General features: G+C 53.9%; 24 protein-coding genes. 2 read left to right on the top strand and 22 right to left on the bottom strand.

Features of this window, described 5'->3' with window-relative positions; translation table 11 throughout:
- Positions 1-39: 39 nt before the first annotated feature.
- From PD282_RS06545 to PD282_RS06535, 3 genes are all read right to left on the bottom strand, one after another.
- A complete protein-coding gene (locus PD282_RS06545) occupies positions 40-516 on the bottom strand; it encodes a YhjD family protein (protein WP_274649543.1) in 477 nt (158 codons plus the stop codon).
- Positions 513-1,766 carry a DNA polymerase IV gene (locus tag PD282_RS06540; protein WP_274649542.1) on the bottom strand — a complete coding sequence of 418 codons (1,254 nt, stop codon included), beginning with the start codon at positions 1,764-1,766 and terminating at the stop codon, positions 513-515. Before PD282_RS06540 ends, PD282_RS06545 begins: the two co-directional genes overlap by 4 nt.
- Before the next feature lie 281 nt (positions 1,767-2,047).
- Positions 2,048-3,508, bottom strand: a complete 1,461-nt coding sequence (locus tag PD282_RS06535; RefSeq protein ID WP_274649541.1) for a sulfatase family protein — start codon at positions 3,506-3,508, stop codon at positions 2,048-2,050.
- 230 nt (positions 3,509-3,738) lie between these two features.
- Here PD282_RS06535 and PD282_RS06530 point away from each other — a divergent pair, with 230 nt between their 5' ends.
- Positions 3,739-4,542: a helix-turn-helix domain-containing protein gene (locus PD282_RS06530; RefSeq protein ID WP_274649540.1), complete on the top strand. Its 804-nt coding sequence runs from the start codon at positions 3,739-3,741 to the stop codon at positions 4,540-4,542.
- A 101-nt stretch (positions 4,543-4,643) separates the two neighbouring features.
- On the opposite strand, the gene PD282_RS06525 is transcribed toward PD282_RS06530, so the two are convergent.
- The 12 genes from PD282_RS06525 to PD282_RS06470 all read right to left on the bottom strand — a co-directional run bounded on the left by PD282_RS06525 (position 4,644) and on the right by PD282_RS06470 (position 16,627).
- Positions 4,644-5,459 carry a CPBP family intramembrane glutamic endopeptidase gene (locus tag PD282_RS06525; protein WP_274649539.1) on the bottom strand — a complete coding sequence of 272 codons (816 nt, stop codon included), beginning with the start codon at positions 5,457-5,459 and terminating at the stop codon, positions 4,644-4,646.
- Between the two features lie 134 nt (positions 5,460-5,593).
- Entirely contained in the window at positions 5,594-5,926 is a 333-nt protein-coding gene (locus tag PD282_RS06520; RefSeq protein WP_274649538.1) for a GNAT family N-acetyltransferase, read from the bottom strand.
- A gap of 151 nt (positions 5,927-6,077) precedes the next feature.
- Positions 6,078-7,094: a Gfo/Idh/MocA family protein gene (locus PD282_RS06515; protein ID WP_274649537.1), complete on the bottom strand. Its 1,017-nt coding sequence runs from the start codon at positions 7,092-7,094 to the stop codon at positions 6,078-6,080.
- Positions 7,095-7,197: 103 nt separating this feature from the next.
- On the bottom strand, positions 7,198-7,737 hold the full coding sequence (locus PD282_RS06510; protein ID WP_274649536.1) for a cyclase family protein: 540 nt from the start codon (positions 7,735-7,737) through the stop codon (positions 7,198-7,200).
- Between the two features lie 90 nt (positions 7,738-7,827).
- Complete coding sequence (locus PD282_RS06505) at positions 7,828-8,271, bottom strand: hypothetical protein (RefSeq protein WP_274649535.1); 444 nt, start codon at positions 8,269-8,271, stop codon at positions 7,828-7,830.
- A 109-nt stretch (positions 8,272-8,380) separates the two neighbouring features.
- On the bottom strand, positions 8,381-8,920 hold the full coding sequence (locus PD282_RS06500) for a VanZ family protein (protein ID WP_274649534.1): 540 nt from the start codon (positions 8,918-8,920) through the stop codon (positions 8,381-8,383).
- A gap of 272 nt (positions 8,921-9,192) precedes the next feature.
- A complete protein-coding gene (locus tag PD282_RS06495; RefSeq protein WP_274649533.1) occupies positions 9,193-10,158 on the bottom strand; it encodes a phage baseplate protein in 966 nt (321 codons plus the stop codon).
- Between the two features lie 278 nt (positions 10,159-10,436).
- Complete coding sequence (locus PD282_RS06490) at positions 10,437-10,823, bottom strand: hypothetical protein (protein ID WP_274649532.1); 387 nt, start codon at positions 10,821-10,823, stop codon at positions 10,437-10,439.
- A 49-nt stretch (positions 10,824-10,872) separates the two neighbouring features.
- A complete protein-coding gene (locus PD282_RS06485; RefSeq protein WP_274649531.1) occupies positions 10,873-11,505 on the bottom strand; it encodes a TetR/AcrR family transcriptional regulator in 633 nt (210 codons plus the stop codon).
- Between the two features lie 198 nt (positions 11,506-11,703).
- Complete coding sequence (locus PD282_RS06480) at positions 11,704-13,146, bottom strand: aldehyde dehydrogenase family protein (protein WP_274649530.1); 1,443 nt, start codon at positions 13,144-13,146, stop codon at positions 11,704-11,706.
- A 109-nt stretch (positions 13,147-13,255) separates the two neighbouring features.
- The gene (locus PD282_RS06475; protein ID WP_274649529.1) at positions 13,256-14,854 is read right to left on the bottom strand and encodes an acetolactate synthase large subunit; all 1,599 of its coding nucleotides are present in this window, start codon (positions 14,852-14,854) and stop codon (positions 13,256-13,258) included.
- A gap of 153 nt (positions 14,855-15,007) precedes the next feature.
- Entirely contained in the window at positions 15,008-16,627 is a 1,620-nt protein-coding gene (locus PD282_RS06470) for an FMN-binding glutamate synthase family protein (RefSeq protein WP_274649528.1), read from the bottom strand.
- A gap of 334 nt (positions 16,628-16,961) precedes the next feature.
- Between PD282_RS06470 and PD282_RS06465 the strand changes: the two genes are divergently transcribed.
- Positions 16,962-18,056, top strand: a complete 1,095-nt coding sequence (locus tag PD282_RS06465; RefSeq protein WP_274649527.1) for a GerAB/ArcD/ProY family transporter — start codon at positions 16,962-16,964, stop codon at positions 18,054-18,056.
- 45 nt (positions 18,057-18,101) lie between these two features.
- On the opposite strand, the gene PD282_RS06460 is transcribed toward PD282_RS06465, so the two are convergent.
- The 7 genes from PD282_RS06460 to PD282_RS06430 form a co-directional block, all read right to left on the bottom strand.
- Positions 18,102-18,332 carry a hypothetical protein gene (locus tag PD282_RS06460; protein ID WP_274649526.1) on the bottom strand — a complete coding sequence of 77 codons (231 nt, stop codon included), beginning with the start codon at positions 18,330-18,332 and terminating at the stop codon, positions 18,102-18,104.
- Entirely contained in the window at positions 18,329-19,504 is a 1,176-nt protein-coding gene (locus tag PD282_RS06455; RefSeq protein ID WP_274649525.1) for a Ger(x)C family spore germination protein, read from the bottom strand. The genes PD282_RS06460 and PD282_RS06455 overlap by 4 nt, the downstream gene beginning before the upstream one ends.
- A 42-nt stretch (positions 19,505-19,546) precedes the next feature.
- Complete coding sequence (locus PD282_RS06450; protein WP_274649524.1) at positions 19,547-21,121, bottom strand: spore germination protein; 1,575 nt, start codon at positions 21,119-21,121, stop codon at positions 19,547-19,549.
- Positions 21,122-21,326: 205 nt separating this feature from the next.
- The gene (locus tag PD282_RS06445; protein WP_274649523.1) at positions 21,327-22,583 is read right to left on the bottom strand and encodes a beta/alpha barrel domain-containing protein; all 1,257 of its coding nucleotides are present in this window, start codon (positions 22,581-22,583) and stop codon (positions 21,327-21,329) included.
- Between the two features lie 34 nt (positions 22,584-22,617).
- Positions 22,618-24,066: a response regulator transcription factor gene (locus PD282_RS06440; RefSeq protein WP_274649522.1), complete on the bottom strand. Its 1,449-nt coding sequence runs from the start codon at positions 24,064-24,066 to the stop codon at positions 22,618-22,620.
- 13 nt (positions 24,067-24,079) lie between these two features.
- The gene (locus PD282_RS06435; protein WP_274649521.1) at positions 24,080-25,369 is read right to left on the bottom strand and encodes a hypothetical protein; all 1,290 of its coding nucleotides are present in this window, start codon (positions 25,367-25,369) and stop codon (positions 24,080-24,082) included.
- A 20-nt stretch (positions 25,370-25,389) separates the two neighbouring features.
- Entirely contained in the window at positions 25,390-26,931 is a 1,542-nt protein-coding gene (locus PD282_RS06430; protein ID WP_274649520.1) for an extracellular solute-binding protein, read from the bottom strand.
- Positions 26,932-26,957: the final 26 nt, after the last annotated feature.

Here is a 26,957-nt window from a genome sequence, read left to right as displayed (position 1 = left end):
GGACCATGACCGTAAAAATAATCGGAGCCTAATCCCGGATTAACGGTTGGATTTCAGCTTCAGCCGCGCCACCAGCTCCTTGGTATAGGCGGTCAAACGAGTGCTGATTTCGGACCGCATGACATCGCGCGTCATGCCGAAGCGTTCTTCATAACCGCGGAAATAACAGCGGTGATACACGACCATATCGGCCTGTTCCTCGGCAATGACGCGAATATTCCGTTTCTTCAGCTCGCCGCGCAGCCGGTAATGGTCCTCCGCAATCATCGTTAAAATTCGAGTGCCGGCGGCCAGATAAAGGCTTTTGAGCACGTTTGCGGAATACTCGATGTCATTCAAGCTCCGCTGCACGATCTTTTCAAGGTGAGGCAGCAGGATATAGTCGCGGACCATGACCCACTCCTCGGTGGTCATCATTTTTTTGTCGGTGCCGGCCTGCTTCCGGTCGTACTGTTCCGCGTGCTCGGTAAGCAGCATTTTCGATTTCCAGCGTTCGTTCCCGTCCAGCTTGCTCATTTATAATGACCTCCGATCTGTTCCGCCCTCTCCCGCGCCACGGCGGCCTCCAGCAACGAAGACGCCCGCATAATCGCGGTACTGCCGAACCGGCGTTTAATATCGTCAATGGCACGCTCTTTGCTGTAAATGCGCGCGCGGTCCTCGAATAAAGTCAACTGAAAGACGTTGTCATCGGAGAGCTGCGATAAGGTGACGCTGAGGTGGCTGATCGGCATACCGCTCCAATGCGTCACAAACAGTTTAAGAGCGGCGGCCGCGACCTCATGCGTCAATGACGTAGGCTGCGGCAGGGTCAGCTGCCGGCCGAAACCGCCCGACCGCTCCCCGTCCGTTTCGCCGGCGCCCACCGATACGACACGCCCCTGATAGCCGTACCGGCGCGCCCGCTGGCATACCTCAATGACCAGCTCGAGCAGCACGACCTCGATATCCGGGAGCCGCGTATATAACCGCCACCGCAGCGTTTTGCCATGGCTGATGTTTTTGATTTGGGATCGTATACCGGTCACGACCGGACTCGGATCGATGCCCCGTGCGGTCTGCCAGTAATAGCCGGCCTGAATGTCGCTCTGGCGCCCCATCCGACGCCGCATAAGCGTTTTAAAATCGCCGAAATCAAGCCGCGCAATGTCGCCGATCGTGTTGATCCCCATCCGCTTAAAGTGACGCGTCATTCGATTGGCCACCATAAACATTTGATGGATCGGCAGCGGCCACAAATCCGTTGCGATATTGTCCTCATTCAGCTCGAATATTCCATCCGGTCTTTTCTTCGCGAAGTTGTCCGTGGCCATTTTGGCGAGGATCTTCGTCGGCCCGATGCCTACGCGCGACCATATTCCCGTCGAAAGCAGCACCCGTTCCTGGATCTGGCGCGCGATTTCGTACGGCGAGCCAAAATATTTAACCGAGCCGGTTACATCGAGAAACTGCTCGTCGATCGAATAAGGTTCGACCAGGTCGGTAAACGAAGAGAAAATTTCGCTGATAAAAAGCGACAAGGTGATATACGTCTGCATCCGCGGCCTGACGACCACGAGCTCCGGACATTTGCCAAGCGCTTCGCCTACGCGGGATGCCGTCGTGACGCCGCGGGACTTGGCGATTGGACACGCGGCAAGTATAATGCCGCCCTTCCGCTCCGGATCGCCGACCGCCACCGGCTGATCGCGCAAATCCGGCCGCGCCGCTTTTTCCGCCGACGCATAAAACGACTGGCCGTCGACGAGAAATATCGTTCGTTCCATTTCCGATCACCCCCGCACGAACGTTCGTTCGTAATTATTATATGACGAGAACCGGTGTTCGTATACAGGTAATAATCAGGAAATTGATAAAAATTTTATCCGCGGGCCGGGTTACTCGGGGGATGCTTGATCGACAAAGAAGTTCCGGTTCCTTTCAGGGGACCCGGAACAAGAAAAAAACCTTGGCCCGGGACGTTCATCCGCTACGGGTCAAGGTTTCTCTAAGGTCGATCTGAAGCTATACTACGAGCCGGGGGCCGCCGCAAAATTGCGGTTCCGTTTCACCGGGGTTCCCGCGGGTGCCTCCTCCTCAATTCTTCGACATATTGTTCTCTGCCGGTCTCGGCAAGCCGGGCCGCATATTCGCGAAGATGCCCTTTTGCGTGATACGGCCCGCCTTCCCGCATCACCGTCCAAAGCGGGTCGACGTCGAAATCCATCGACATCATCATGTCGTCGTGCCACTCCGTCAGCCGATAGACGGCTTCTCTGCACAGATCCGGCCGCTGGGCGGCCAGGTTATGCTGCTCATGTCCGTCCTGTTTAATATCGAACAGCATCTCTTTATCGAATAAATGGTAGCCGTCGTGGTACGTGCGGATATACAGCCAATCGCCAAAGCGGACGCTTCGCTGGCAGACATGGGCGCACTGCGAAATGACGAGACTGTCCCGTCCCGTATCCTCCCCCGACAGGATGGAGGCCGCATAGCTCCGGCCGTCCCAGCTCGGGGCCGCCTGCCGGCCCATCAGCTCCGCCATCGTCGGCGGCAAATCCAGATGGTAATGAAGACCGGAATCGACCGTTCCGGACGTAAGGCCCGGCCAGCGAATAATCATCGGAATCCGGCATGTCCCCTGATCGGCGGTTCCATGCTCGCCGTAGATGCCGAGCTCCCCCATATTCTCGCCGTGGTCGGCCGTCACGATAATGACGGTATCGTCGAGAATGCCTTTCTTTTGCAAGCCGTCCAAAATCATGCCGATATTGTCATCCATATGGCGCACGCCGCAATCGTAGCCGTCCACCATGCGGCGAAGATCGCCCCCGTCCTTCAGCTCGCCGAGAAAGCGGGGATATTCCGGCCAATCCCGGTTATTATACATATTGATCTCGCGGGCGCTGTGCGGCCCTACCATCTCCCGGTGCCGCTCAAATACCTCGTCCGTGAGCCAGGCAGGAAGCGGTTCATTCTCGAACGGGTTGCCGAATGAATCCGGTGCGCGGTAAGGCGTATGCGGGTCCCAATAATTCACGTACAGCATCCAATTGTCCTGCCCGCCATTGCGGTCCAGCCAGTCCAGCACAACCGGCGTCACTTCTTCGGCCGATTCCATGCCCGCTTTGCCCGTATTGTAAATCTCATTGAAGCCGGCGTAAAAAGTCCAGGCCGTGTGCCGTTCGCCGAACGGACTGACAAGCGCGGTTTTCATCCCCGCCTTGCGGAATAAAGCCGGAAAGCTTTCCCCAGCCAGCCTGCTCTGAAACTCGCGCGATTCTCCTTCGTGACGGACATCCGCAGCCGTGCCGCCGTGTCCGACAACCCCGTTATGAATCCCAAACCTGCCCGTCATGAGTGCCGTTCGGGACGGAAAGCACGGCGCATCGGACGTATAATAATTGTCGAAGCGCATGCCTTCGGAGGCAATCCGGTCAATATTGGGCGAAGTATTTCGATGGTAGCCGTAACAGCCAAGGTGATCGGGTCTGGTGGAATCCAGGTCCAGCAGCAATACGCGCATCATTCATGCTCCTTTTCGTTCGTGTTAGGTTTTTGACGCGATCCGGCAGGCCGAACGGGACACCTCCTGTCCGCGCCATGTAAGTTCAGTATAGGAGCCCGGGTATTTCTTTGTCGATGTACAGAACGGATAATTGATGTACGATTCAACGCAAACTTGTCATGGGATTGTTTATCGCGGCAAGCTTTTTCGCTATAATTAAGAACAAAAGTTATGATTTCGGGGGAATTATGCTAGCCATCCGTTCTGTACATTTTGACGATTTTATCCCCAATTGGCGAACACAGTCGGAGGTCATCGAATACAACGTGCTTGTGCTGGTAACGCAGGGCAGCCTCACTTACCGGATCGACGGCAGGGAATGGACCGGAGAACAGGGAGATTTGATTTTCATTCCGCAGGGTACCCGAAGGGCCGGAGATAATCACTTGTCGGGTCCGCATCAAAAATATTCCGTTCTGTTCCGCTGCTGCCCGGACGCCGCGGCATCCATCCCCTTCCTCAAGGAAAAAGAGTTCATCCGCTTCAAGCCCCGGAAACCGCAGTACCTGCAGCGCCGATTCGAGCGGCTGTACGAGGAAATGCGCGAAGGGGAAATGTACCGGTCCTTTGTCTGTCCCGGCATTTTTCAGGAGCTGATCGGTCTTGTCGCGAGAGATCTGGAAAAGCCCGAGCCGGCGCCGATGAAGACGAAATACGCCGAAATTATCAAACGCTATCTGCTCGACCATTACCGCGAACAGGTCGAAATTCATGAATTGGCGCGTTTAATCCACCGTTCGCCCAATTACACGACGGCCGTATTCCGCGAGGTTACCGGTCTGTCTCCGATCAAATACATGCATCAGCTTCGCATATCGGAAGCCTGCAGCCTGCTGCTCAATTCCGATATGACGGTTTCCAGCATTGCCGGCTACCTGGGCTATTACGATACGTCTTACTTTTACCGGATATTCAAAAAGTATACTTCCATGTCGCCGACAGACTTTATGACCCGCGGCAGCGGGCAGGATGCCCCGCATCTGTTCGGCTGATCGGCAAAAATCAGGGAGGCCATAGTGGGCCTCCCTGATTCGTTATCGTATCGCCGTAACGGTTTCGTGTCTTATTTGCGAGCATGCAAGCAATCGAAGCTTTACGAAATTCCCTTGCCGAGCGGCAGCCTTATTCCGTGCCGGGCACGAACCGTATGAAGGATTAACGTGCCTGCGGCCGCGATTGTAAAAGCCAAAGCCAAAGTCATCATCGCATAAGCATCGCCGCTCTCTTCCTTAAACCACAGCAGCATGCCCAAATTGATCAACGTATGCATAGCCGCCGCCGTCGTCAGCTTGTATCCCCTTGGTCCGCGCAGCAATTCGCCGAGAATAACCGAGATCGAGACCGTGAACAGGAGAAAGGCGCCGGCAAACAGCCAGCCTTCGGCAAAAACGCCGATATGCCACACTCCCCACATAAGGCCGACGATTACGGAAGAGGCAAGCACGCGGAAACGGGTTTGCAAAACAGGCTGCAGGAACATACGCCAGCCGATTTCTTCACCGACCGCTCCGATGAATTGGGCAGCGACGATAAGCCAGAACGGATAAGACAAACTGGAAGGCGCCGTATAATCGATTGTACGGGAGGAGAGGCGATACCAGACGAGAGCGATGACGAATACCGCGAGAACAATCAGAATCGCTTCAACCAAGCGACGAGAACCTGCGTGCGGGGAAGCGCCGCCGGCTTTGGATGATGACGGATGAAGGTTCCGCGATTGCAGGATAACCGCCAGTACCGTGAACACGGCAATCGCCGGGCCGAATTGCGTCAGCTGGATGACCACCTCCGGGATACCGGTTGCAGGCTGCACGCTCCCCAGGATGAGCGAAACGACGGAGGCTAGAACATAATACACGATGATAATAAGCCATAATTGACGCTTTGCAAGCTTCGCAGACTGCAGCATTTTGAACGTCCGCCTTTTTTAGGTAATTTAACCACCTTTATCTTATCGGATGTGGACGCCATTTAAACTAGTCTGCAGGCTAAAATCCGGCCAGCCCAAAGTCCAGTGCATTCACAGGCCGGAGGTCTGAAAAATCATAGGGTTGCAAATCCTTGCCCCCAAAACGGCCGGCCCACCCAGTAGGCCAGCTCGGCACGTTTATGCTTTTTGGATACTCCCATGCTCATCGTTCCAATCAATGAATCATCTTCTTTTTTGATCATCGCAAACGCATAGCTGTCGCCTTTTTCAGAGGATTGACGAATATGCTCGATCCATTGCTCCGCTATCCCATCTTCATAGGGATATGGAATGGCCAGCATTGTGCGTGCTACTTCTTCGTTTCCGGCTAATCGTTGAACCATTTTGGCATCGGACTGCTCAAAAAAACGAAGCCTTAACCGGGTGGTTTCAAATTGAAGACTCATGTACGATCCTCCATTCTGACTTCCATCCCCGGGAAGGGGGAAATCTAGTGAAAATGAGCGCATTCGTGAGAAAAGAATGGCTGCCCGGCCTAGTCATTTGCCGCCGTCTCCCCCGAACGCTTGAGCGAATAAAATACAACGGAGACGCCGTTTAGGCGCCTCCTTCAAAAGGTTCGATGGCCACCCGTCTCTGTTCGCGCGCGGATGCAAGGCATGCCTCGACGACTCGTACGGTTCGTACGCCGTCCCAAGGGCTGACCGGCTCCGGCTCTCCGCGAAGCACCGCCCGCGCAAACCGGTTCAGCAGCAGCATCTGCTGGTTACCGCGCTCGAACGGCTCCGTCCGCAGCTCGCCCCGCACCGTGACCTGAATGTCGGGGCTTAAATCGCCGCGCAGCGAAAATGCCGACGGCAGCCGGATCGTGCCGTGCGTGCCCCGAATTTCCAGCGTATTGGCGAAGTCCGCCCATAAGCCGCATTGGAAGGTCAATGCCACGTGATCGGGAAATTCGACGATTCCTGAGGCCATCATATCGACGTTACCATGCTCCGGCGAAAAAAACGCCTGCGCCGCCGCGGCCACCGGCTCCGCTTCCAGCACATAGCGGGCCGCGCTGAACAAGTACACGCCGATGTCGTACAAACTGCCGCCTCCCATATCCTGACGGAAGCGGATATCATGCTCCATGGCGGAACGATCGGACGTAAAAACCCCGTGAACGGCCCTGACCGTGCCAATCTCGCCGGAACGGATTATTTCCTTCAGCCGGTCGTAGCGCGGATGGCAGCGGTACATCACGTTTTCCTGAAAGTGAACGCCGAGCTGCTCGCAGGCCTCGACCATCTGTACCGCATGGCGCTCCGACACCGCCATCGGCTTTTCGACCAGTACGTGTTTGCCTGCCCGAGCGGCGCGGATCGTCCATTCCCGGTGCATATGATTGGGAAGCGGAATATAGACCGCATCGATGTTCGGGTCGGCAAGCAGTTCCATATAGCTGCCGTAGGCGTCCGGTATGCCGTGAGCGTCCGCAAACGCGCGGGCTTTAGCTGCATCACGGCTTGCAGCAGCGGTAATTTCCTGGATGTCCGAGGCTCGGACAGATGGTATAAATGCCTTTGCGGCGATTTGAGCGCACCCCAAAATTCCCCAACGCAGCTTCTTCATAGCTCTCCTCCATCCGGATGATCCCTTGGAATAATAGCGGTTTGAGCAGACCCGTTAAAAACATCCCCTACCATTGTAACCGTTCCGGCATGATGCGTTCACTCTATTTTCCAGCCGATTCAGCCTCCGCCACCGCAACGGCCCGGACCGGCGACCCGTCGCCACCCGCGATGCGCAAAGGAAATCCGTAAAACATAAAATTGGTATTAACGGGAAGACGATCCAAGCCCTGCAGCCCCGTATAGGTCACAATATTGATCCCCAACAACGACCGCTCCAGTTCTTCCGACAGCTCACCGCCGACGAACGGCGGCCGCAGCGCAGCCAGCCGGTCAAAGCATTCCAACCCGGCAGCTTCGGTGAAAAACAGCCCCCGGCATTCGGGCCAAGCAGGGTCATCGATCCGTACGGCGCGCGATTTTCCGAAAAATCGTTCCAACGGCAGTTCGTCCAATGTCGCCGCTCCCGGATGCATGTGCGAAGGCGCGTCCACGTGGGTTCCCGTATGACTCCCCATTGATAGCTCCCGCAATTCCCACGTCTGACGCTCGTAGGTATGCGCTACCTTGACTTTCACCTCCGGATCGCCGGGATAAACGGGCATTCCATCCGCAATCGGGAACGACAAATCGATCACGATCACTCGGGCACCTTCTCTCGATTGAATGTGAAGGATCGGCTGTACCGCTCCAGCTTACCTTACTCGGTCGTTATTTCGCAGTGGGCGCAAAGGTCAATCCGGCGGAGGAGGGTCCTCTGCCGCATCGATGAGCGTCCATTTTACCCCTGAAAGAACGTTAATGAACCCAATATAAAACGGAGCGATCATATCTAAACCTAATACATACAATCCAATGCCCGGCAGGGGTTTTTCAGCGGGGTTCGTAATTGGAAACAGGAAAACAAAAAGCTTGATGAAGAGGATATAGTAAGGCAGCCAGGTTATGGATAAGACGTATTTGAGTTTTCGGCTTCCCAGTTTCCGCTTGGTCAGAAGATACCCCAATATTGAAGATAGGATATAGATGAAGATAACGGCAAGATCCAAGTCCTTATTGATCTGACTCCAACCTGTAATTCTGCCCAAACGATAGGTATTGAGCGGTATTTCAGTCTGCAAAAATAAAGTGAGCGCATATAAAATACTAAGGTTATTTACGGCTAACCATGCTCTCATTCCCATCCTCTCCTGCTAAGCATTCAGACTGAGCACTCCTACTACATTTTACCAAAAAAATACGATTGAAATATCCCATTACCATTCCTGTAAAGGGACATTTTCTTAATCAGTGAGAAAGGTATTTAGCGGGCTTTCGCTTCCGCTGAAAAAGACTTTTCGTCATGCAGTAAGCGATTATTATGCCGAAGCTATTCAAAATAACGTCATCAATATCGACCGCTCTCATGCCCAGATGAATGAAATGCATCAACAACTGCATGGATTCAATAACGACCGGAATTATCACAGCGTAAACGGCTATGTTCATTTTGGGTAAGACCCTGAGATTAAAATAATAGTAAAAACCAAACGGCATGCAAACGATTAGATTCCCCGCAATATTTATAATAGCCGTGCCGGAAGGGATTTCTTGGACGTATTCTAGGATCGTTTTAAATGGGATCAAATTATATAAAATATAGTCGGTCTGAGCGGTATAGTAAATCCAAACCATAAATACTACTGAAGAGGTGTAGAGAACAAAAGATAGATGGAGAACTTCTCGAGCCCACCTGATTTTAAACACTTTCATTAAACAAATTCTAACCATAAAGTAAATCAGCGTTATGGGTACTGCAAATGAAAGCATATCTATTACCAATCTCATATTTAGATCTCCTCTGACCGATTGCAGATTGAAACGCCATTTGCCCTTGAAGGCCACCCCATAAAAATCCCTAATCGTTCCAATATTTAGACGATCATCTAACCGATTTTGTTTGCGTTATGTTTCCCGAGTCTAGCAAAAAATCGGCGCGGCCATACGGATATTTATAGGTCAAAAAAGAAAGAGAACCCGTGCCTGAGCAATGTGCTCAAAGGTTCTCCTTCGACTTCCGTATGGGACAAATCCGACCTAATTCGCTTGTGATGACCGATTTAAAATAGGCTGTCGGGAATATAATAAATTTTTTGCGTATTTTTTTTATTATCGGGGTCTGTCACGATGTTGAAGTATACGTTGCCGTTTTTGGTCTGGACACCTTCGATTTCATGGGATCCCACATTTGTAACCTTCACCAAGGTTTTGTATTTGCCGGTATTGGACATCATCGCAATTTGCGGCGTTTCCCCTGCCGCGCCGCCTGACGTATAGATTGACGTTTTCCCGAGCATATCCGCACCCTGGAAAGACCCGTTCGGCCGGACGATATCGCCGCCGGACTGTGTGAAGCTGGCCACGCAGGCGCTTACCGCCGCTGCACTGTCCATACGCACCTGTTTATTGCTGTCAAGAAGCCGGTTTAATTTAACCGTATCGTAAATGGACCACGTCACGGTTCCCTCCGCCGTTTGGACGCGGAAAAACGTGTAGGTGCTGTTGCCGCCTCCGTCAACCCGGTACGTCTTGCCCAATCTCTTACCGGTTCGATCGGCATAATTCATGTAGGTAAACCGGTGAAGATCCGTATAATTACACGTAGCTCCGGCCGAGTATTGAAGTCTGGCGACTTGGAGCGACCAGTCATAGGATGTGGAAGGGTCCGCTTTCGAGCTGAAATATAAATAATTAATCCCTTTGTAGGTATACATATCCAGCGTTTGACCGTGGCCGGCCTTCGTAATGGTCATTTCATCCACGTAGGTAGCATCCTTCCCTTTCATGAGCAATCTGGACAGGTAAATCGTTCCCCCGGACCGCTGCGTGACGTATACATATTTGGATGCAATATACGCTTTCTGCACGGCGAGGTTATGATGAAGACCTTTGAGATTATATGCGAGTGCTGCCGATGCGCTTACGGTTCTCTGGGGAGCTGCCGCAAATGCGGGTAAACCGGACAGCCCAGCGATAACAATAGCGAGAACCATGGCCGAAAAAAATTTGGATCGAATGTTATACATGCTTTCGATACCTCCTTCAAAATGGATCCTGATCGCGTTAATTTTATAAGGGTTGGGATGAATTGGAAACCCCTTTTTATTATCCGATATTCGGCTCCTCCTTTGAATAGTCTCTAAGGACTTTACTACCCGTTCACAGCGAAACTTCAAACAAAAAATGACCCGCCCAGCACCGTCGGCAGTGCTGCAGCCGGTTTTTTCGCGTTTTTTTTGGCGGGCGAACAAGTCTTCACGCGGATCTATAAAACGAAAAAAATCCGCCGCGGCGGATTTTTTTGTTAGCCTTTATATTCGATCCGATTCCGTTCACCGGAGAAACGGGGATAAAAAGAACGTCCGAGCATAAGACCGCTGATGGCGAAAACGATCGACAGGTAAATTCCGCTTTCAGAGGTCGCTAATTGGGACGGAATCAAGAGATTTAAAATGACTTTGATTACGATCAAGACGATGATGATTCCCGTCACACCGAAGGTCATTTTGCCGGAACCGATCTTTCCCCGTTCCTTTTGCCTAATGACCCACCCTTGCAGTAATCCTGCGAAGATGCCAAGCACGATTCCGGAAAGCAGCAGCAGCCATTCCAATATCCCGATCCCGTTTAGGGTAATAGCCCAAACCGCCCCGGCAATCAGCAAAATCGCCCCGATCAGAAACAATTTCATACCATTTCACTTCCTTCGCTACTTGGTTTGCCTTTGGACGGCGAATAAGCTAAACCTTTCGAACGGCCAGGCCGAATAAGGTAACCAGTTCCTTGGCATATTGTTCGAGGTCGAGGTCAAGATCGGCGGCTAATTGGAAGCCGACCCCGTCGATTGCAGAACGAATGGTCATGGCCATCACGCGGGCCGAAAAATCGGAAAATTCGCGGAAATCGCCTTCTTTTGCGCCTTGTAGGAGCAATCCCGTAAGATAATCCACTATGACATCCGTTTTAATCATATCAAAACGGTGTTTCCCTTCTTCCGTTCTGGCACTGCTCACAATTTCGGTTACCGCGACAATTTGCTTCGGATGTGTGCGCATAAAGGCCAAGTTGGACTCGATATACGCTCGCAGTTTACCTGCGGCTGAGGTCTCCGCTTCCAAATACGATTTCATAAAGGAAGCGCCGGCAGCGTAGACATCCGTGACGATCTGCTCAATGATTTCATCTTTACTGGAAAAGTGGTAGGAAATGACTCCTTTGCTAATCCCCGCTTGTTTCGCGATTTGCGCTAAAGACGTTTGCGCATACCCCATGGCGGCGATGACCTCAATCGCACACGCATTAATTTGGGAGCGGCGGGCAGCTTCAATGAATGAATAGTTTTTTTGTCCGTCTGGATTATTATCTTTACTCATGTTTTAAATTTAGTACGATTGTACAAAAAAGTCAATCCCGCCGGATCAATTTTTGACCGCCCTTGTTCAGCAGCCGTGAGAACGGTCGTGACGGAAATGCCCGTGCAGGATAAATAAAAACAGAGCCCGCAAACCGCGTGGCTCTGTTATACAGGTGCTTAATTATCCGAACGAGCATCAAGAAGTGGCTAAAAGCGCCTATTCGTAAAAACCCGTACGGAAGGCGACCAGCTTCAGCTCCATCATTTCCTCCATCGCGTACTTGACCCCTTCCCGGCCGACGCCGCTCTCCTTCAGGCCGCCGTAAGGCATATGGTCGACGCGGTAGGTCGGAATTTCGTTAATGAGCACGCCGCCGGCGCGAATGTTCTTCGCGGCCTTAAGCGCATGCTCCAGGTCCTTGGTGAAGGCGCCGGCGTTCAGGCCGAATTTGGAGTCGTTCGCCAGCCCGATCGCTTCATCCCATGTCCGGAACGGCTTGACCGACACGACGGGCCCGAACGCTTCCTCGCAGTTCAGCTCGGCCTCGTCCGGAACGCCGGTCATTACCGTCGGATGCATGATGCTGCCCTCGAATGTGCCGCCGCAGCGAACGGCCGCGCCGCCTTCCGCCGCCCGCTCGACCCAGGACCTCAGCCGCTTGGCCGCCTGCTCGTTGATCAGCGCGGAAATGTCGGTGTCCTCCGACAGCGGATCGCCGATCCGCAAGCTTTCGGCTTTGCGTACGAGCCGGTTCGTGAACTCCTCGTATGCATCCTCATGTACATAGATGCGCTGAATCGAGATGCATACCTGCCCGTTGTACGAGAAAGCCCCCGCCGCCGCCGCGTCGGCGATCCGGTCCAGCTCTTCGCCGTCGAAGCCGCGGTCGATCAGCAGCGGCGAGTTCGAGCCGAGCTCCAGCGTCACCGTCCGCAGGCCGGCCTGGGCGCGGATGATTTTGCCGACTGCCGGACTGCCGGTGAACGTCACGAACGCCACCTTCTCGTGCGTCGTAAGCGTCTCGCTCAGCTCCTTCCCGCCGCCGGGTATGATGTTCAGCACGCCGTCCGGCAGCCCCGCCTCCTTGAAGACGCCGGCCAGGAACAGCGCCGACAGCGGCGTCTTCTCCGCCGGCTTCAGCACGATCGCGTTGCCCGCCGCCACCGCCGGGCCGACCTTGTGCGCCACCAAATTAAACGGAAAATTAAACGGCGTAATCGCCGTCACGACGCCCTTCGGCTGGCGGATGACATAGGCGGTATGATGGTCCCCATGCGGCACCGCGTCCATCGGCACGACTTCGCCGGAGATGGTTTTGGCCGCCTCCGCCGCCAGCGTGTACGTCTGCACCGTCCGCTGGATCTCGCCGCGCGCCGCCTTGATCGGCTTCGCCGCTTCCTCCGCGATGAGGCGCGCCGCTTCCTCGGCCCGCTCCTCGATGATGCGCGCGACCCGGTACAGCACGCCGGCCCGCTGATGGATCGGCGCTTCCCGGAACGTCCGGAACGCCTCCGCCGCCGACTCGATCGCCTCCGCGGCCTGCTCCGGCGACGCGTAGCCGATATCCGCCAGCTTCTCCCCGGTATGCGGATTCAGCAGCGGCTCCAGCCGGCTGCCCTCCACCCATTTGCCGCCAATCCAAAGCTTCGTTTGTTTCATGCTCGTTCCCTCCCGATGAAAATGATCCTCTTGCGCCAACATCAGCATACGGGACGCTCGCGGCCGTCCTCCATGCCCGCCCTTGGCCGGCTCCGCCTCCGGCAGGCTGTCAGCCGGCCGGCTCCGCAGGCGGCCGCTTCAGCGCGACCTCCAGTACGTTCAACTCTCCGCTGTCCACCGCTTCCCGCAGCGCGGCTTCGAATGCCTCCGGCGTCTCAACCCGCCGATAGGCGGCGCCGAAGCTGCGGGCGAGCAGCTCGAAGTCCGGGTTCGAGAACGCGATCTCCGTTACCGCGAGCCCGGCGTCGCGCTGATGCTTCTCGATCAGGCTGTAACGGCCGTCCGTAAAAAGGACGACCGTGAAGCCGGCGCCGAGCCTTCTCGCGGTTTCGAGCTCCTGAACGTTCATCAGAAATCCGCCGTCGCCGGAGACGACGACGACCGGTGACCCCGGCTCGGCCAGCCGGGAAGCAACCGCGCCCGGCAAGGAAGCGCCCATCGAGGCAAGCCCGTTGTAGATGATCGTCCGCCCCGGCTCCTTCGGCTGGTACCAGCGCGACACCCAAACCTTATGCAGGCCGACGTCGGAGATGACGATCGTCTCCTTCGGCAGCGTCTCGCTCAGCGTCCGCATTACCTTGCGCGGCAGCTCTTCCTGCGGGTGCGGGACCGATGACAGCTCCTCCAGCCGCAGCTTCTGCACCCGGTCGTGCGCCTTGGGATTCGGGCGCCGCTTCACGCAGTCCGACAGCGCGGACAGCGTATCGGACAGATCGCCCACCAGGTCGAGCGCGACCGGAAAATGCGCGTCCGTCTCCGCCTGGATCGAGTGGACGTTCAGCACCTGCCGCGACCCGTCCGCGTTCCAGACGACCGGATCGTATTCCACGAGGTCGAAGCCGACGGCGACGATCAAATCGGCTTCATGCAAGGGCCGCAGCCCTTCCGGATACGGACGGCCGCCGACCGTGAACAGATTACGCGGATGCTCGAAGGGCAGAAGACCTTTGGCCATGAACGTGTTGACGAGCGGCAGGTTGGACATGTCCACCAATTTGCGCAGCTCGTTCCACGCACGGCCGCGAATGACGCCGTTGCCCGCGAGAATGATCGGCCGCCGCGCGGCCGCGATCAGGCCCGCGGCCGCCTGCAGCGAATCGGCGCCCGGCACCGCCCGCGCCTGCTTGCCGATCGGCAGCGGGGCGCCCGGCGCGTCGTCCTTGGCAACGTCCTCGGGCAGCTGCAGATGAACGGCGCCGGCGCTTTCGGCCGTGGCCAGATCGAACGCCTTGCGCACGATTTCCGGAATCGTCCGGGCGTCGAGTATTTGCCGGTCGTACTTGGTGATTCCCTCGAACAGCTGAATCGTATCGACGTTCTGATGCGATTCCTTATGCAGGCGCGTCCGCTCCGCCTGGCCGGTGATCGCGATGAGCGGCGAACGGTCGAGATGCGCGTTCGCCACGCCCGTCACAAGATTCGACGCGCCGGGCCCGAGCGTCGCCAGGCAGACGCCGGGCTTCCCGGTCAGCCGGCCGTAAACGTCGGCCATGAACGCCGCCCCCTGCTCGTGGCGGGTCAGCACGAACCGGATGGACGAGCGCGAGAGCGAATCCATGACGTCGATATTTTCTTCCCCGGGAATGCCGAATATATATTCGACCCCTTCCGCCTCCAGACATTTCACCAGCAGATCGCTCGCTTTCATGCCATTCCTCCTCGATTGTACGGTATTAGCTTGCTGTATAACAGCATATCCAATCGACCGGCCAACGTTTCGCCTAACTTGTCCGGCAGAAAGAGCCGCCTATCGCAAGCTCCGCAGGTGGCCCGGCCCCGAGCTTGGCGTCTGCGGCCGGGTTTATCCGGCGTCGTGCACGCCGCCGGTATGCCCGTTCCCCCGTCCGCGTCCGGCTTCCGTCTCCGGATGCGGGAACAGCTCGCTTGCGCGGGCCGTCCGTCCGAGCTCGTTCTTGAACACGACGTGCTCGCGCGCGAATTGTCTCGGGCTGTCGAGCCCGCAGGCCGCCGCCAGCGCGAACAGCCCCGCGCGCATCTGGAGTACATAGTTCATGATGCGCCACTGCTTCTCCTCCGGCACGAGCGCGGCCATATGCTTCGGATCGGTCGTCGCCACGCCCGAGGGGCATTTGTTCGTATGGCACTGCATCGCCATAATGCAGCCGCCCGCCATCATGAAGCCGCGCGCCGAATTGACCGCGTCAGCTCCGAGCGCGAGGGCGATCGCCGCCTTGTCGGGCGTGATCAGCTTGCCGGAGGCGAAGATACGGATCCGGTCTCGCGCCCCGTGCCGGCGTGCCGCGTCGTCCAGCGCGATCAACGCCGGATAGAGCGGCATGCCCATGGAATCGGCCATCGCCTTGAACGTTGCGCCTGAGCCGCCCTCGCTGCCGTCGACGGTAATGAAGTCCGGGTAAATGTCCAGCTTGGCCATCGACCGGAAGAACGGATCCAGCTCGTCCGGCGCGCCGACGACGATTTTGATGCCGACCGGCTTGCCGCCCTCGTCCTGCAGCCGCTTCACGAAGCGGAACGTCTCGTCGGGGCCGTGCAGAAAAGGGAAGCGGTTCGGCGAATTGACCGTCTGGCCCTCCGGCACCTTGCGGATGGAGGCGATTTTCGCGTTCACCTTGACGCCTTCGAGATGGCCGCCGCGGATTTTCGCCCCTTGCGCGAACTTCAGCTCGAACGCCTTGATATGGGGCTCCCCCGCCTTCTCCCGAAACGCCTCCCAGGAGAAGCGGCCCTCGTCGTCCCGATAGCCGAACAGCCCCGGTCCGATCTGGGCCACGATGTCGGCTCCCGAGGCGAGATGCTCCGGGGCGACGCCGCCTTCGCCGGTGTTGATCCACGAGCCGCCGGCCATGCGGGCGCCGCTGCCGACGGCTTCGATATAATGCTCGCCTACCGCGCCGTACGAGGTCGCGGAAGCGCCGAACATCCCTTTGAGCCGCCATGGCTCCCTTCTCTCCGGACCGACGACGACCTCGTCCTCGTCCGCGTACAGCCAGCGGTCCGCCGCGTCCGGCTCGAGCTTCTCGTCCCGCGAGAACAGTCCTTCATCGCGGATGACGTATTTTTTCGACTTGGCCTTGCGGTCGTTATCGACCTTCAACTCCTCGTTTAATTTTGGGTACAGACCGTTGGCGAGATAGAAGCCGGGCTCCTCGAAGTCGCGCTTCGAGCCGAAGCCGATCAGGTCGGACCGGTATTTCGCGGCGAAGATGACGCCCGTATATTCGTCGCGCGAGAACGGCTGCCCCTGATTGTCCCCGTCGAACCAATATTGCCGGAATTCGGGTCCGAGCTTTTCCAGCAGATAGCGGATCCACCCCATGTACGGATGGGCGCGAATAACAGAATGCTGCGGCTTCTTGGAAGCCGCGTACAAGTAGATGAACAGGGCGGCGGGAGGCAAAATAAACAGCGACAGCAAAATGATAATAATGGCCAGTTCCATGTTCCGGTCGTTCTCCTCCTTCACGGTCGGGATGGTTGACGCTTCGCCTTTCGCCCGGATCGCCTAACGCAGGCTGCCCCGGCTCTTGGACAAGAACCGGGGCAGCTTCGTAAACCTTGGACGTATGGCGAGCCGGGCGCCTTCGTTTCATTCCTGCAGCCGGCGAAGCTCCTCTGTCTTCTGTTTAACCCTAATGTTCCTCCATGAATCCGCAAACGGGAATACCTGGATTACCGGTCTTCACGACTATGTGCACCATGCGGAGAAGTGTGGGAATGGGTATGAATGCAAATTTTAAAGGAAAAAATAGTTAAATGTCCGGAGGGAGGTAAATATGAAGAGTCCCGAAAAAATCACAGGAACGCAGCTTGGTTTATTGCTTTTCTCTACTGTAGGTGCCACTTTAATATTAATCGTTCCAGGCATAATGGTGGCATTTGCTAAGCAGGATGCCTGGATGTCGGTGTTTCCTGCCGCATTAACCGGATTATTAAGCATTTGGGTAATGACGACACTCGCTCAACGTTATCCGGGTTTGACGATCACGCAATACGGTTCCAAAATCATCGGGAAATGGCTCGGTATATTTTTGGGTTTTTATTACTGCCATTATTTGATTGCGCTTATATCTCAGTCATTAAACCAACATATCCAGTTTATTAGTTTGGTCCTATTGCCGAAAAGCCCATCGCTCGTCATAATCCTGACGTTGATGTGCCTTTGCGGACTGACTGTTTATGCGGGAATTGAGGTCATCGGAAGATGTAATGAGCTGCTAACATCTCTCATTGTTGTTTTATTAATTGCTCTCTGTATCCTGGCGATTAAGGAATCGGATCCGGGACAACTTAAGCCATTGCTAGGGGAAGGAATACAACCGATCTTACAAGGAGCTGTCGGTCCATCCCCTTGGATGAGTCAATTCTTCTTTTTGGGATGGCTTCTGCCGGTTTTAAATCAACCGGAAAAGGCGCGTAAGATATCGCTCATCTCGCTTCTCGGCCTTGTGCTTCTTATTTTTATCATTGATTTGATGACGATTATGGTCTTCGGTCCGTTAACGGATAAACTGAATTTTTCCTTTTTAAGTGTTATTCAGTATGTTGGGATCGAGGGGTCCTTCGAACGTCTGGAAGCAATCGCTGTTTCGATGTGGATGATGGCCATATTTATAAAAATATCCGTGTTATTATTTATGCTCTGTCTAAATGTAAGCCATCTTTTCAACATTCCGAATTATAGAGGAATCGTTACGCCGCTTACACTTTTGTGTGTCATCGGATGGGCTTGTGTTTACACAAATTCTACGGAACTTCAAAATGAACTTACTTTCCAGTTTCCGGTTGCAGGTAATTTTATCCAAATTGTTATTCCATTACTACTTTTGACAATTGACACCTTAAAAAGAATTGGGAATAAGTCGCCTTAGATTTCAAGCTCATATTGGCAGTGAGCTGGTCTGGAACTTTATTGGTCACTTCTTTAAAATCATTTTACCGATAGGGATGAAAATATCGTAGGGGCCAAGCACCAGACTTGATAAATCAACCCCAGCAATTAACAGGGAGCCGGCAACAGCAGACAATCCCATTAAACCGCCGTATACGACAGCAACTTTAGTTTGTTGCTTTCTCACAAGGGATTTCATGTTAACAAAAGTCCATACAACCAGCACAAGTACAAATCCCCCTATCTGTACAATCATTTCTTGATCTCCTTTTCATTCAAATGCAGAGGTCTGTTTCCCATCCCGGATCCCCGTAACTGCAGGTTTACCGTTATGGAGACGTCAGCTTCGGCAAATATATGATCCCATTGCTCTTGCACCGTTTTCCATTGTTTGGGCTGATTCCGGTAAATTTCCCGGCCGAAGCCCAGAATATCGGCCTGGTATCGCTTTTGGACCTGGGTTAGTAAATCTTGGACTTGGCTCTTAACCGATTTCTCCAGTGCCTTTTGCACCCGTTCAAAATTATTTGGCTGTCTGATATCGAGAGGCGTATTATTTTCGACAAGCATTCCCTCCCCTTGTAACTGAAGATGGATTTTGACCTTTTTACCGCTTAGCTGGGGAGTAATCCTGCGTTTTGCATGGGTGATGATCATACTTACATTTCCGTAACCTTTCGGCATATCTGCATAAATCATGGCAGCTTTCATCTTGTTAGTCACCCAAAGAAATCCGTTTGTTTCTTTTTCACTCAGAAAACCGACTAATTTAAAATTTTTGAAGATTGCCACTCCCGCCAGCCGAAATAATTTACGATTGTTTTCTTTCATATCTCCCGATGGTCTCTCCGGTTCGATGACCCCCATGACCGGATAAATCCCCTCGCTGGACGACGCGATGAAAAAATCCCGCAGCGTCACCGCCAATTCACTCTTAAAGCTTTCCATTTCCTTTACGGCTTCGATTGGCACATGTTCAAACGGGTACTGAATTTGCAAAATGTTACGCGCTTCGTCCCCCTTTACAACCATCATATAGGTTTTTAACCGATTACGCGGATCGTGTGAGAAGTAATCGAGCATATCCTTTATCCCGCGTTTAGCGACCGCTTCGCTTATAAAAAAAACACTGCGATGAGCGGTAAATAACCTGCGCGAACTTTTTTTCTGCATCGCAACGAGCGCTTGATTTATATTTTTTCCATGACCGGTTAGGACAAAAAACCTGTCTTGCGCGTTCCCTCCGCTAGGACTACCCTGGCCGGAAGCAGGAAGTGCGACTTGGACGGAGCCTACAAGGTTACCATCATCCGTTAAGTCGATTGCCGAGCCTGAAATAAACGCAATATCATTGATTTCTCTACGGTCCCAACAACCGCTTATGATCAACAGTATGGAAAGCAGACCGATACATAGGATCGCCTTCATGCCGGATCTCCTCCTTTTTTTCCCTTGATCACAAACTAGCCCCTAGCTGTTTTCGGGCGGACTTGGTTTCTGGCCTTGCAGTGCACGAATCGGATTGTTGGAGCCTGTGCTTGGAGGACGTCGGGTTTTGGCCCAAATAGGCGCGCGAATCAATGTATCCATCAGTTCTTTAAACGTTAACGGGACAACTGGCGTAAAATAAGGGACACCGAAAGAGCGAAGGGTCATGATATGCACCAAGATGCCCAAGGCCCCTAGTCCGATCCCATACAGACCCAGAGTGCCTGCCAAGAATAACATGGGAAAGCGCAGCAGCCGGATTCCGTTTGCAAAACTATACCTTGGGATCGTGAACGCCGCAATTCCGGTGATCGATACGATAATGACGACCGGAGCCGAGATAATTCCCGCCTGCACAGCCGCCTGGCCGATAACGAGCGCCCCTACAATGCTTATCGCTTGTCCGATTTGTCTTGGCAAACGAATTCCCGCTTCCCGCAGCGCTTCAAATGTAATTTCCATTAATAAGGCTTCGATAACGGCCGGAAAGGGAACCGGTTCCCTGGCAGAGATGATACTCAAGACCAGATTCGTCGGAATCATTTCCTGATGAAAGGTCGTAACGGCAACATACAGGGGAGGAGCAAATACCGCTATGATGATGAAAATAAACCGAATCCACCGAACAAAAGTTGCGATGGGCCAACGCATATAGAAATCCTCGCTCGCCTGCATCCCCGCCCAAAATGTCATCGGAACGATCAGCGCGAAGGGGGAAGTGTCGGTGATCAGGGCTACTTTACCTTCCAACAATTCTGCGGCTACGACATCCGGACGCTCCGTGCTTTGTACTTGCGGAAAGGGGGAGAACGGAAAATCCTCAATAAATTCCTCGATATAATTGGATTCGAGAATCCCATCGATTTGAATTTTGTTGATCCTCTCTCGAACTTCATCGACTAAAGAATCTGTAGCAATGCCTTTCATATAGGTCATGATGACTTGGGTTTGAGACACTTCTCCAACCGTAAAGGATTCCATTTTGAGCTTGGAGGTTTTCAGCCTTCGGCGTATTAAACTTATATTCGTTGAGATATTTTCAATAAATCCGTCCCTGGGACCTCGAATGACGGATTCGGAGGAGGGCTCCTCCAAGCTCCGTTTTGCGAAACCGTTAACCATAACGGTCATCGCCTTGTTATCCCCATTTTCTAAAACGGCGGCATGACCATTCAGCACATTTCGAACGATTTCAACGACTTCCGAGGTCGTATGACTCACTCCGACAGAGATCGTTCGATCATCCAATACTTCTACTTCGTCAACGGGCAGCTCATGTTGATCTGTACCTTTCGCTATCAACGGTTTAAGGACATGGTCGTCGACCAGCTGCTCATCCACCAAATTTTCAATGTAAATCACAAGCCATTGAAGCTTCCCGGCCACGACAATTTTGCGGTATACGATATCCGAACAGTTTTGAAAGATGTTTTTTAATAAGTCCTCATTTTGTCCGATGTCGTTAGAAAGACTGCTGTTGCCGTAATCGTCATTATTCAGATGAAATTCAGGTATTGTATCCGATTTCTTGTACAACCCTTTACCAAACCTTTTCACCGCTAGTCCCCCCCTGATACGGCTTGCCTTTCATGTAATTTTTCCCTTTTTCGAAAAGGATATTCGCATTCTTTTCCTGCCAGGGAATCTATTCATGGGCGTTCCATGCCCTTTCGAATTCCCGTAAAATAAGGAATTCCAACAAAAAAAGCCGCTAATTCCCAGCGGCTTCGCTGCAGCGGCAATCCGTCGCAGCTAATCGTTTTTATCGGAGCTTAATTTCGCATTCGGCCATCCCCGCTTTGATCGCTTCCAGTCTTTCAATCGTTGCGCCATCGTAAAAGCCGTATGCCAGCCCGTCGGCTCCGCCCAGGGCAACCGTTCGTATCCCTTTGCGGATCAAATCCGGCGTTGCCTTGGCGCGGGGGGCGATGCTGTCGATAATGATCTTCTCTTCGCCTACCTGTCTCCTGACATTGGCAAGCCACTTGCCTTTGTTCAGCACCCGTTCTTCATCGCCGGTCTGTTCGGCATAGTCCATAATCCGGATCGAATCCACATATTTGCCGATCTGCGTCAGATCCTGTCCGATGAATTCGGCTTCCGGCCAGCACGTGTTGAAGCGGAAATCCACCTTCGGATTGGCGGCGTGGATCGCCTCCGACAATTCCTTGAAATAGCGGGTGATCGAATTGCATCGGAATTTAAGCCATTCGTACAGCTCCGGGCTCTCCAGCAGGAGCATGACCGCCGACGAATTTCCGCGCTGCAGCAGCAGCCAGTCTTCATTCGCTTCCAGGGTCGCTCGTTTCATGATATCCGCATGATGCCTGACCGTCGTCCGGATCCGGTCCCAGTCCAGCCCCGCCTTGCGGGCTTCCCGTTCGCAGTTTGTACAGAAGCAGCCCCCCAGCGTGACGCCCAGAAAGGGATGCAGGCCAAGCTGGCCCTGATTGAACAGAAAGGAGCAGGTCTGGATCATATCGAGATCGTAATGGGTGACGAGATCGGTTGCGATGGCGCACATATACGCTCTGGCAACGGGGCTGTTCCAGCAAAGCTGCTGATTCGAGAAATAGCCATGGCCCGGCGGATTACCGTAAATGTCGCGCTGGATGCAGTCCGAAAATTCCCCCATGCCGCGGACGGAATCGAGAGGCGTATGGGAGATTTCCGCTCCGGGACTCATCCCCCGTTTACGAAGCGCTTTCGTGAAAATCTCCAGCCAGTCCGTCCCTCGAAGGAATTCTCGTTCGCTGGGCAAAGGCTTGATTCTGGAATTGCGGTAGGATTCCGGGTGAATGGTGAAATAGCTCCTGCTGTCTTCGGCCAGATAACGCTTGCGGACCGGATTGTGATGATAATAGTTATCGTGAAGCGGACGTTTTTCATGATGCATGACGGCCAGCATGTAGGCCGCGTTGTTGCCCGCATGGTTTTGCAGATGATCTAAGATGGTTTCAATCCCCTCATCGTGGATATCCCAGGGATAAATGCCGGTGGTCAACTCTTTCCAATACATATTCATTCCCTCCAACGGCCGATGCCTGGATGCGCTAAGGGCACGATTTCGCTGTAAATTGGTACGGTGTGATGCCGTAAAATTTTTTAAATGTTTTGCAGAAATAGTAGTAATCCTGATACCCTGTCATGCAGCTGACCCTGTCGACCGAATATTTTCCGGACTTCATCAGCTCTGCAGCCGACTCCATCCGCAGCTTGGTGACATAATAGCGAAATGTATAACCTGTCGCTTTCCTGAACAATTCGCTGCAATAGCTCATGTTCAGGTAGTATTTATCCGCCAGCTCGCTCAAGGAAAGCTCTTTGTCGTAATTCTGGTTCACATGCTCAAGCAGGGCGATAAATTTGTCATTGTAGGCCGGCTGCCGGGCCGGCTCTTCAATGGGACTGCATACCTTCTGAATGACGGCCTTCATCGCGCGGCACATCGAGGCCAAGCTCCCAAAGCGGTTGACCAGCTCTTCATAGTCCAGAAAGTCGGCTTCGGCTCCGGAGGAACGGCATTTCAACCTCCTGCCGACCAGGATGGCGAACCGGTTCCACAAGTAGACGGCATGATAGATTCCGAGATTTTCCTTCTGAAAAAGATCCGGGATGGTGCTTAATACCGAGCAAATTTCCGCATCGTTGTTCACCCATAGTAATTTTTCCGTCTTCCTGAGGAGGTTCTCCAGTCCGGCGCTGCCGGCTGCGGTGAAGATGACGGCTCCGGTTTTTCCGCCGAGAAAGGTTTGGAGCGCCGCCATGCTTGCCTCCCGAATCAGCCTTCCCAGATGCTCGATCCCAGCCGCGACGCCGCTGCATCCAGCCAGGACTCCGCGCTTCCGGGACCAGCCGTCCAGAATCGGGAAGATCTCCTGATCTTCCGGCGGCTTGTCGCCGTTCAAAAGCAGCAGCGTTCGAGTATCGCCGGCCGGGATGGCATGATGATGGAGGGACGGAAATAACGACGCGAATTGTTCGCTTCCCCAGGAGCCGCTCCCTGTGAGCATGAGAACCCGCCAATAGTCGCCAATCGGCACGAAGCCCCTTGTCTTCAGCATCTCGAGCGGATTGCCGGAAACGGGCGACAGTTCCCTCCATATATTCACGCTTTCAGCCTGCTTCCGGTCCAGGTGCTGCTTCAGCTTTTGCAGCAGCAGCCGGGCCTCCTCCGGATCGACAGGCTTCAGCTGGTAGTCGAATGCGCCGCGGCGCAGCGCTTCCTGCGCGTATTCAAATTCGGCAAAGCCGCTTACAATAACAATCTCGCTCTCGATTCCAGCCTGCCTCGTCTTGTTCAGCAGTTCGATACCCGACATTTCAGGCATTCGGATATCGGTGAAGACGACATCGGGCTTGGTCCTGCAGATGAGATCGAATGCTTCCGAGGCGTCGGTCGCCTGAGCGGTCACGGTAAACCCCAATCTTTCCCAGTCAACCAGTTTTCGCATGCCTTCCAGGCACCAGATCTCGTCGTCAACTAAGAGTACGCGATACATAGGCCTCCCCCGCTTATGCTCTGATTTCGATTCCCGCCTCCATCATTCCTTGCTTCACCGCATCCAGCAGCTCGAAGGTCGCCCCGTCGTAATGCCCGAGCGACAGCCCGTCGACGCCGAGCGTGCTCAACACTTTGATGCTTTCCCGCACCAGCTCCGGGGTCGCATTGGGTCTTGGCGCAAAAGCGGCGATCAAGTCCTTGTCATAGCCAATGCCGCGCCTGATCTTGAGAATGGTATTTCGCTTTCGTTTGAAATGATCCGGTGCTCCGTACTGCTCGCTGTAGTCGGAATCCCGTACCGAATCCAGGCTGTCTTTCACCGAAGCAAAGTCCAGTCCGGCAAGCTCGGGATATTTCAAATAATTGTTGTAGCGGAAATCGACGTTTTTGTTGGCCGACTTGATCGAGGCGTTAATTTCGGTAAACAGCCCGGCGATGGACTTCATGCGGAACTCCAGAAATTGATACAGGGACGGATATTCCAGCAGCAGCCCCGTTTCCAGCAAATCGCTGCCCATCAGCACATGGGCGTCCATGACCGCATCGAGATTGTTGTAGGCGCTCGCATGGACCAGACGCTCCAGTCCTTTAAGGTCGCTGACGATCTTATCCCAATCGTAGCCCATATTCATCGCTTTCGTCCGGCAATGGCCGCAGAAGCAGCCGCCCTTCAGGACGCCGAGCAGGGCGCCGACCTTGTACTCCGGGTCGTTTTCCATGAACCAGGGGGCTTTGACGGGCTCGCCGGTCGCGAACAGCATCATGCAGGTCTGAATAAAATCAATGTCGTGATTCTTGACCGTGTCATAGAAGATCGCTTTCATGTAGGTCTTGACATGGTCGTTGTTGCAGCAGAAATGGCGCTCGATGATTTCGCCGTGTATATTTTTTTGCAGGACATCGGGAAATTCGGATTTCGCTTTCTCGCAATCGTAGAAGGTATGGGAAATTTCGGCTCCGGTTTTCAGGTTATGCTTTCGTCCATAAGCGGTGAGCTCGTCAAGCCAGTCTTTCTTCTGCAAAAATTCCCTCGCAGAGTACAGCGGCTTCAGCGGCGTATCCGTAAAGCTGCTCTCCTCCATGCGGTAATAAATGCGGCTGTCCTCGGGCAGGTAAAACTTTCGTTTCGGATTATGAGGGTAGAACAAACTCGTAAGCGGCCGTTTCTCTTTATGCATGATGCCGACCAGATAAACGCTGTTCACAAGGCTGTGCTCCATCACATTATTCACGCAGGTCTCGACACCTTCGTCGGCGAGATCCCACGGGTAGAGGCTGGATGCCACTTCTTTAATATACATCTCGCATTTCTCCTGTCCCTTTAGTTTTGGCTCGGGAAAAATTGATTGTAGCTGGTGGCGAATTCCGCAAAGGACCGGATGACATCGGGGTCTTTCAGCAGCTTTTGCTGGTACGCTTTGAACTCATCCATGGATATCGCCCCCGAGATCGCTTTCGCTTCCATGGAATCAAACTCGTCCTGTACCCTGGACCATGCATTACTCCACGAATCGGACTGCAGCACATTGAACAATTCCACTTTGGCGTCGATATTATAGAGCGCCTTCATCTCTTCCCTGGTTTGAAGATTGTAGGACATCGGGGCCAGCGGGCTGTCGACCTTGGCGAATTCGGCAGTGGAGAAAATAAACGGCGCGTTGAACGAGCTGTTGACTTCCTTCTTGCCGAGGTCCGTCAGCTTGGGGAAGCCGTCCTCCATCGTGTAATCCACGCCTTCGATGCCGAAATTAACGAAGTTGTAGTATTTCTCATCCGTCATCGCGTTGAAGAACTGCAAAATCCGCTTCATTTTCGCCTCGTCCACTTTCTTGGAGATCGCCATACCCCCGAAGTAGCCCAGATCGTAGATGTGCGCATATCCCTTGGGTCCTTTCAGATAAGGGATCAGCGTCAGCTTAGCCCCCGGCTGCGTCTTCTGCAGCTCCTGCTCCATATCGTATTTATGCCACGCGTTCTTGACAAAGGCGGCCGAGCGGCCGGTCGTGAACATCTCCTGCTGCTGCGTGCCGTTAATGAGGGCAAATTCCTTGGGGATCGCTCCGTCCGCATAAAGGTCTCTCATGTACTGGACGTAATCCGCATAATTGGAGGTGAGATTCATAGGAATGATGCCGCCGCTGCTGTCCCGGACAGGATCTCTCGTGCCGAAAGCGGCCGCAAAGTAACCGGGAACCGGAACCATGCCGATCGTATCGATCTTCCCGTTGCCGTCCGGATCACTGTGTGCGATGACCTTCATGACATGCTCAAATTCGTCGAGTGTCGTGGGTACTTTCAAATGCAGCTTGTCGAGCCAGTCCTGCCGGATAAACAAGGCGGAGTCGAGATTTCCGCGGGTCCGCGGGATGAAATAGTTCTCCCCGTTCACCTTGCTTAATACCCAGGCATTCTGGTTGGTATATTTCTTGAAGTTCGGGTACTTGCTGAAGTCGCCCAGTTCCTTCGTCAAATCCCAGAAAGCCCCGGCCTTAACCGCTTTTAATATACTTGGCGCCGTGATGCTGGTGACCTGCATAATATCGGGCAAGTCGCCCGACGCCAGAACGAGGTCCAGCTTCTGCTGGTAATTGTCCGCCGGCACCCAGTCCACCGAGTAATCGACGTTAAACTCCTTCTCCATGCTCTTCCAGAAATCGCTGTCCTTGGCAGGCGCCTGCTGGTAGAGATTGGCCATTCCTTTGAGAACGAGCGGTTTCTCCTGCTTGCCGTTCTCCGCTGCCGCGCCCTGCCCGTTCGTTTCCTTGACTTCCGAGGAGCCGGGCGTATTCGCCGGCGTCTGGCTGCAGGCCGAAGCCAATACGGACAGCGCCAGCAGCACGCTTGCCCAGTAACTTTTTCTCATGCCTCTTCCCCCTTCTGAACATTAGG

The sequence above is a fragment of the Paenibacillus humicola genome, from assembly GCF_028826105.1.
Taxonomy (GTDB): Bacteria; Bacillota; Bacilli; order Paenibacillales; family Paenibacillaceae; genus Paenibacillus_Z; species Paenibacillus_Z humicola.
Note: the sequence above shows the minus strand (reverse complement) of the source record. Positions and strands in the feature narration are given on the sequence as shown.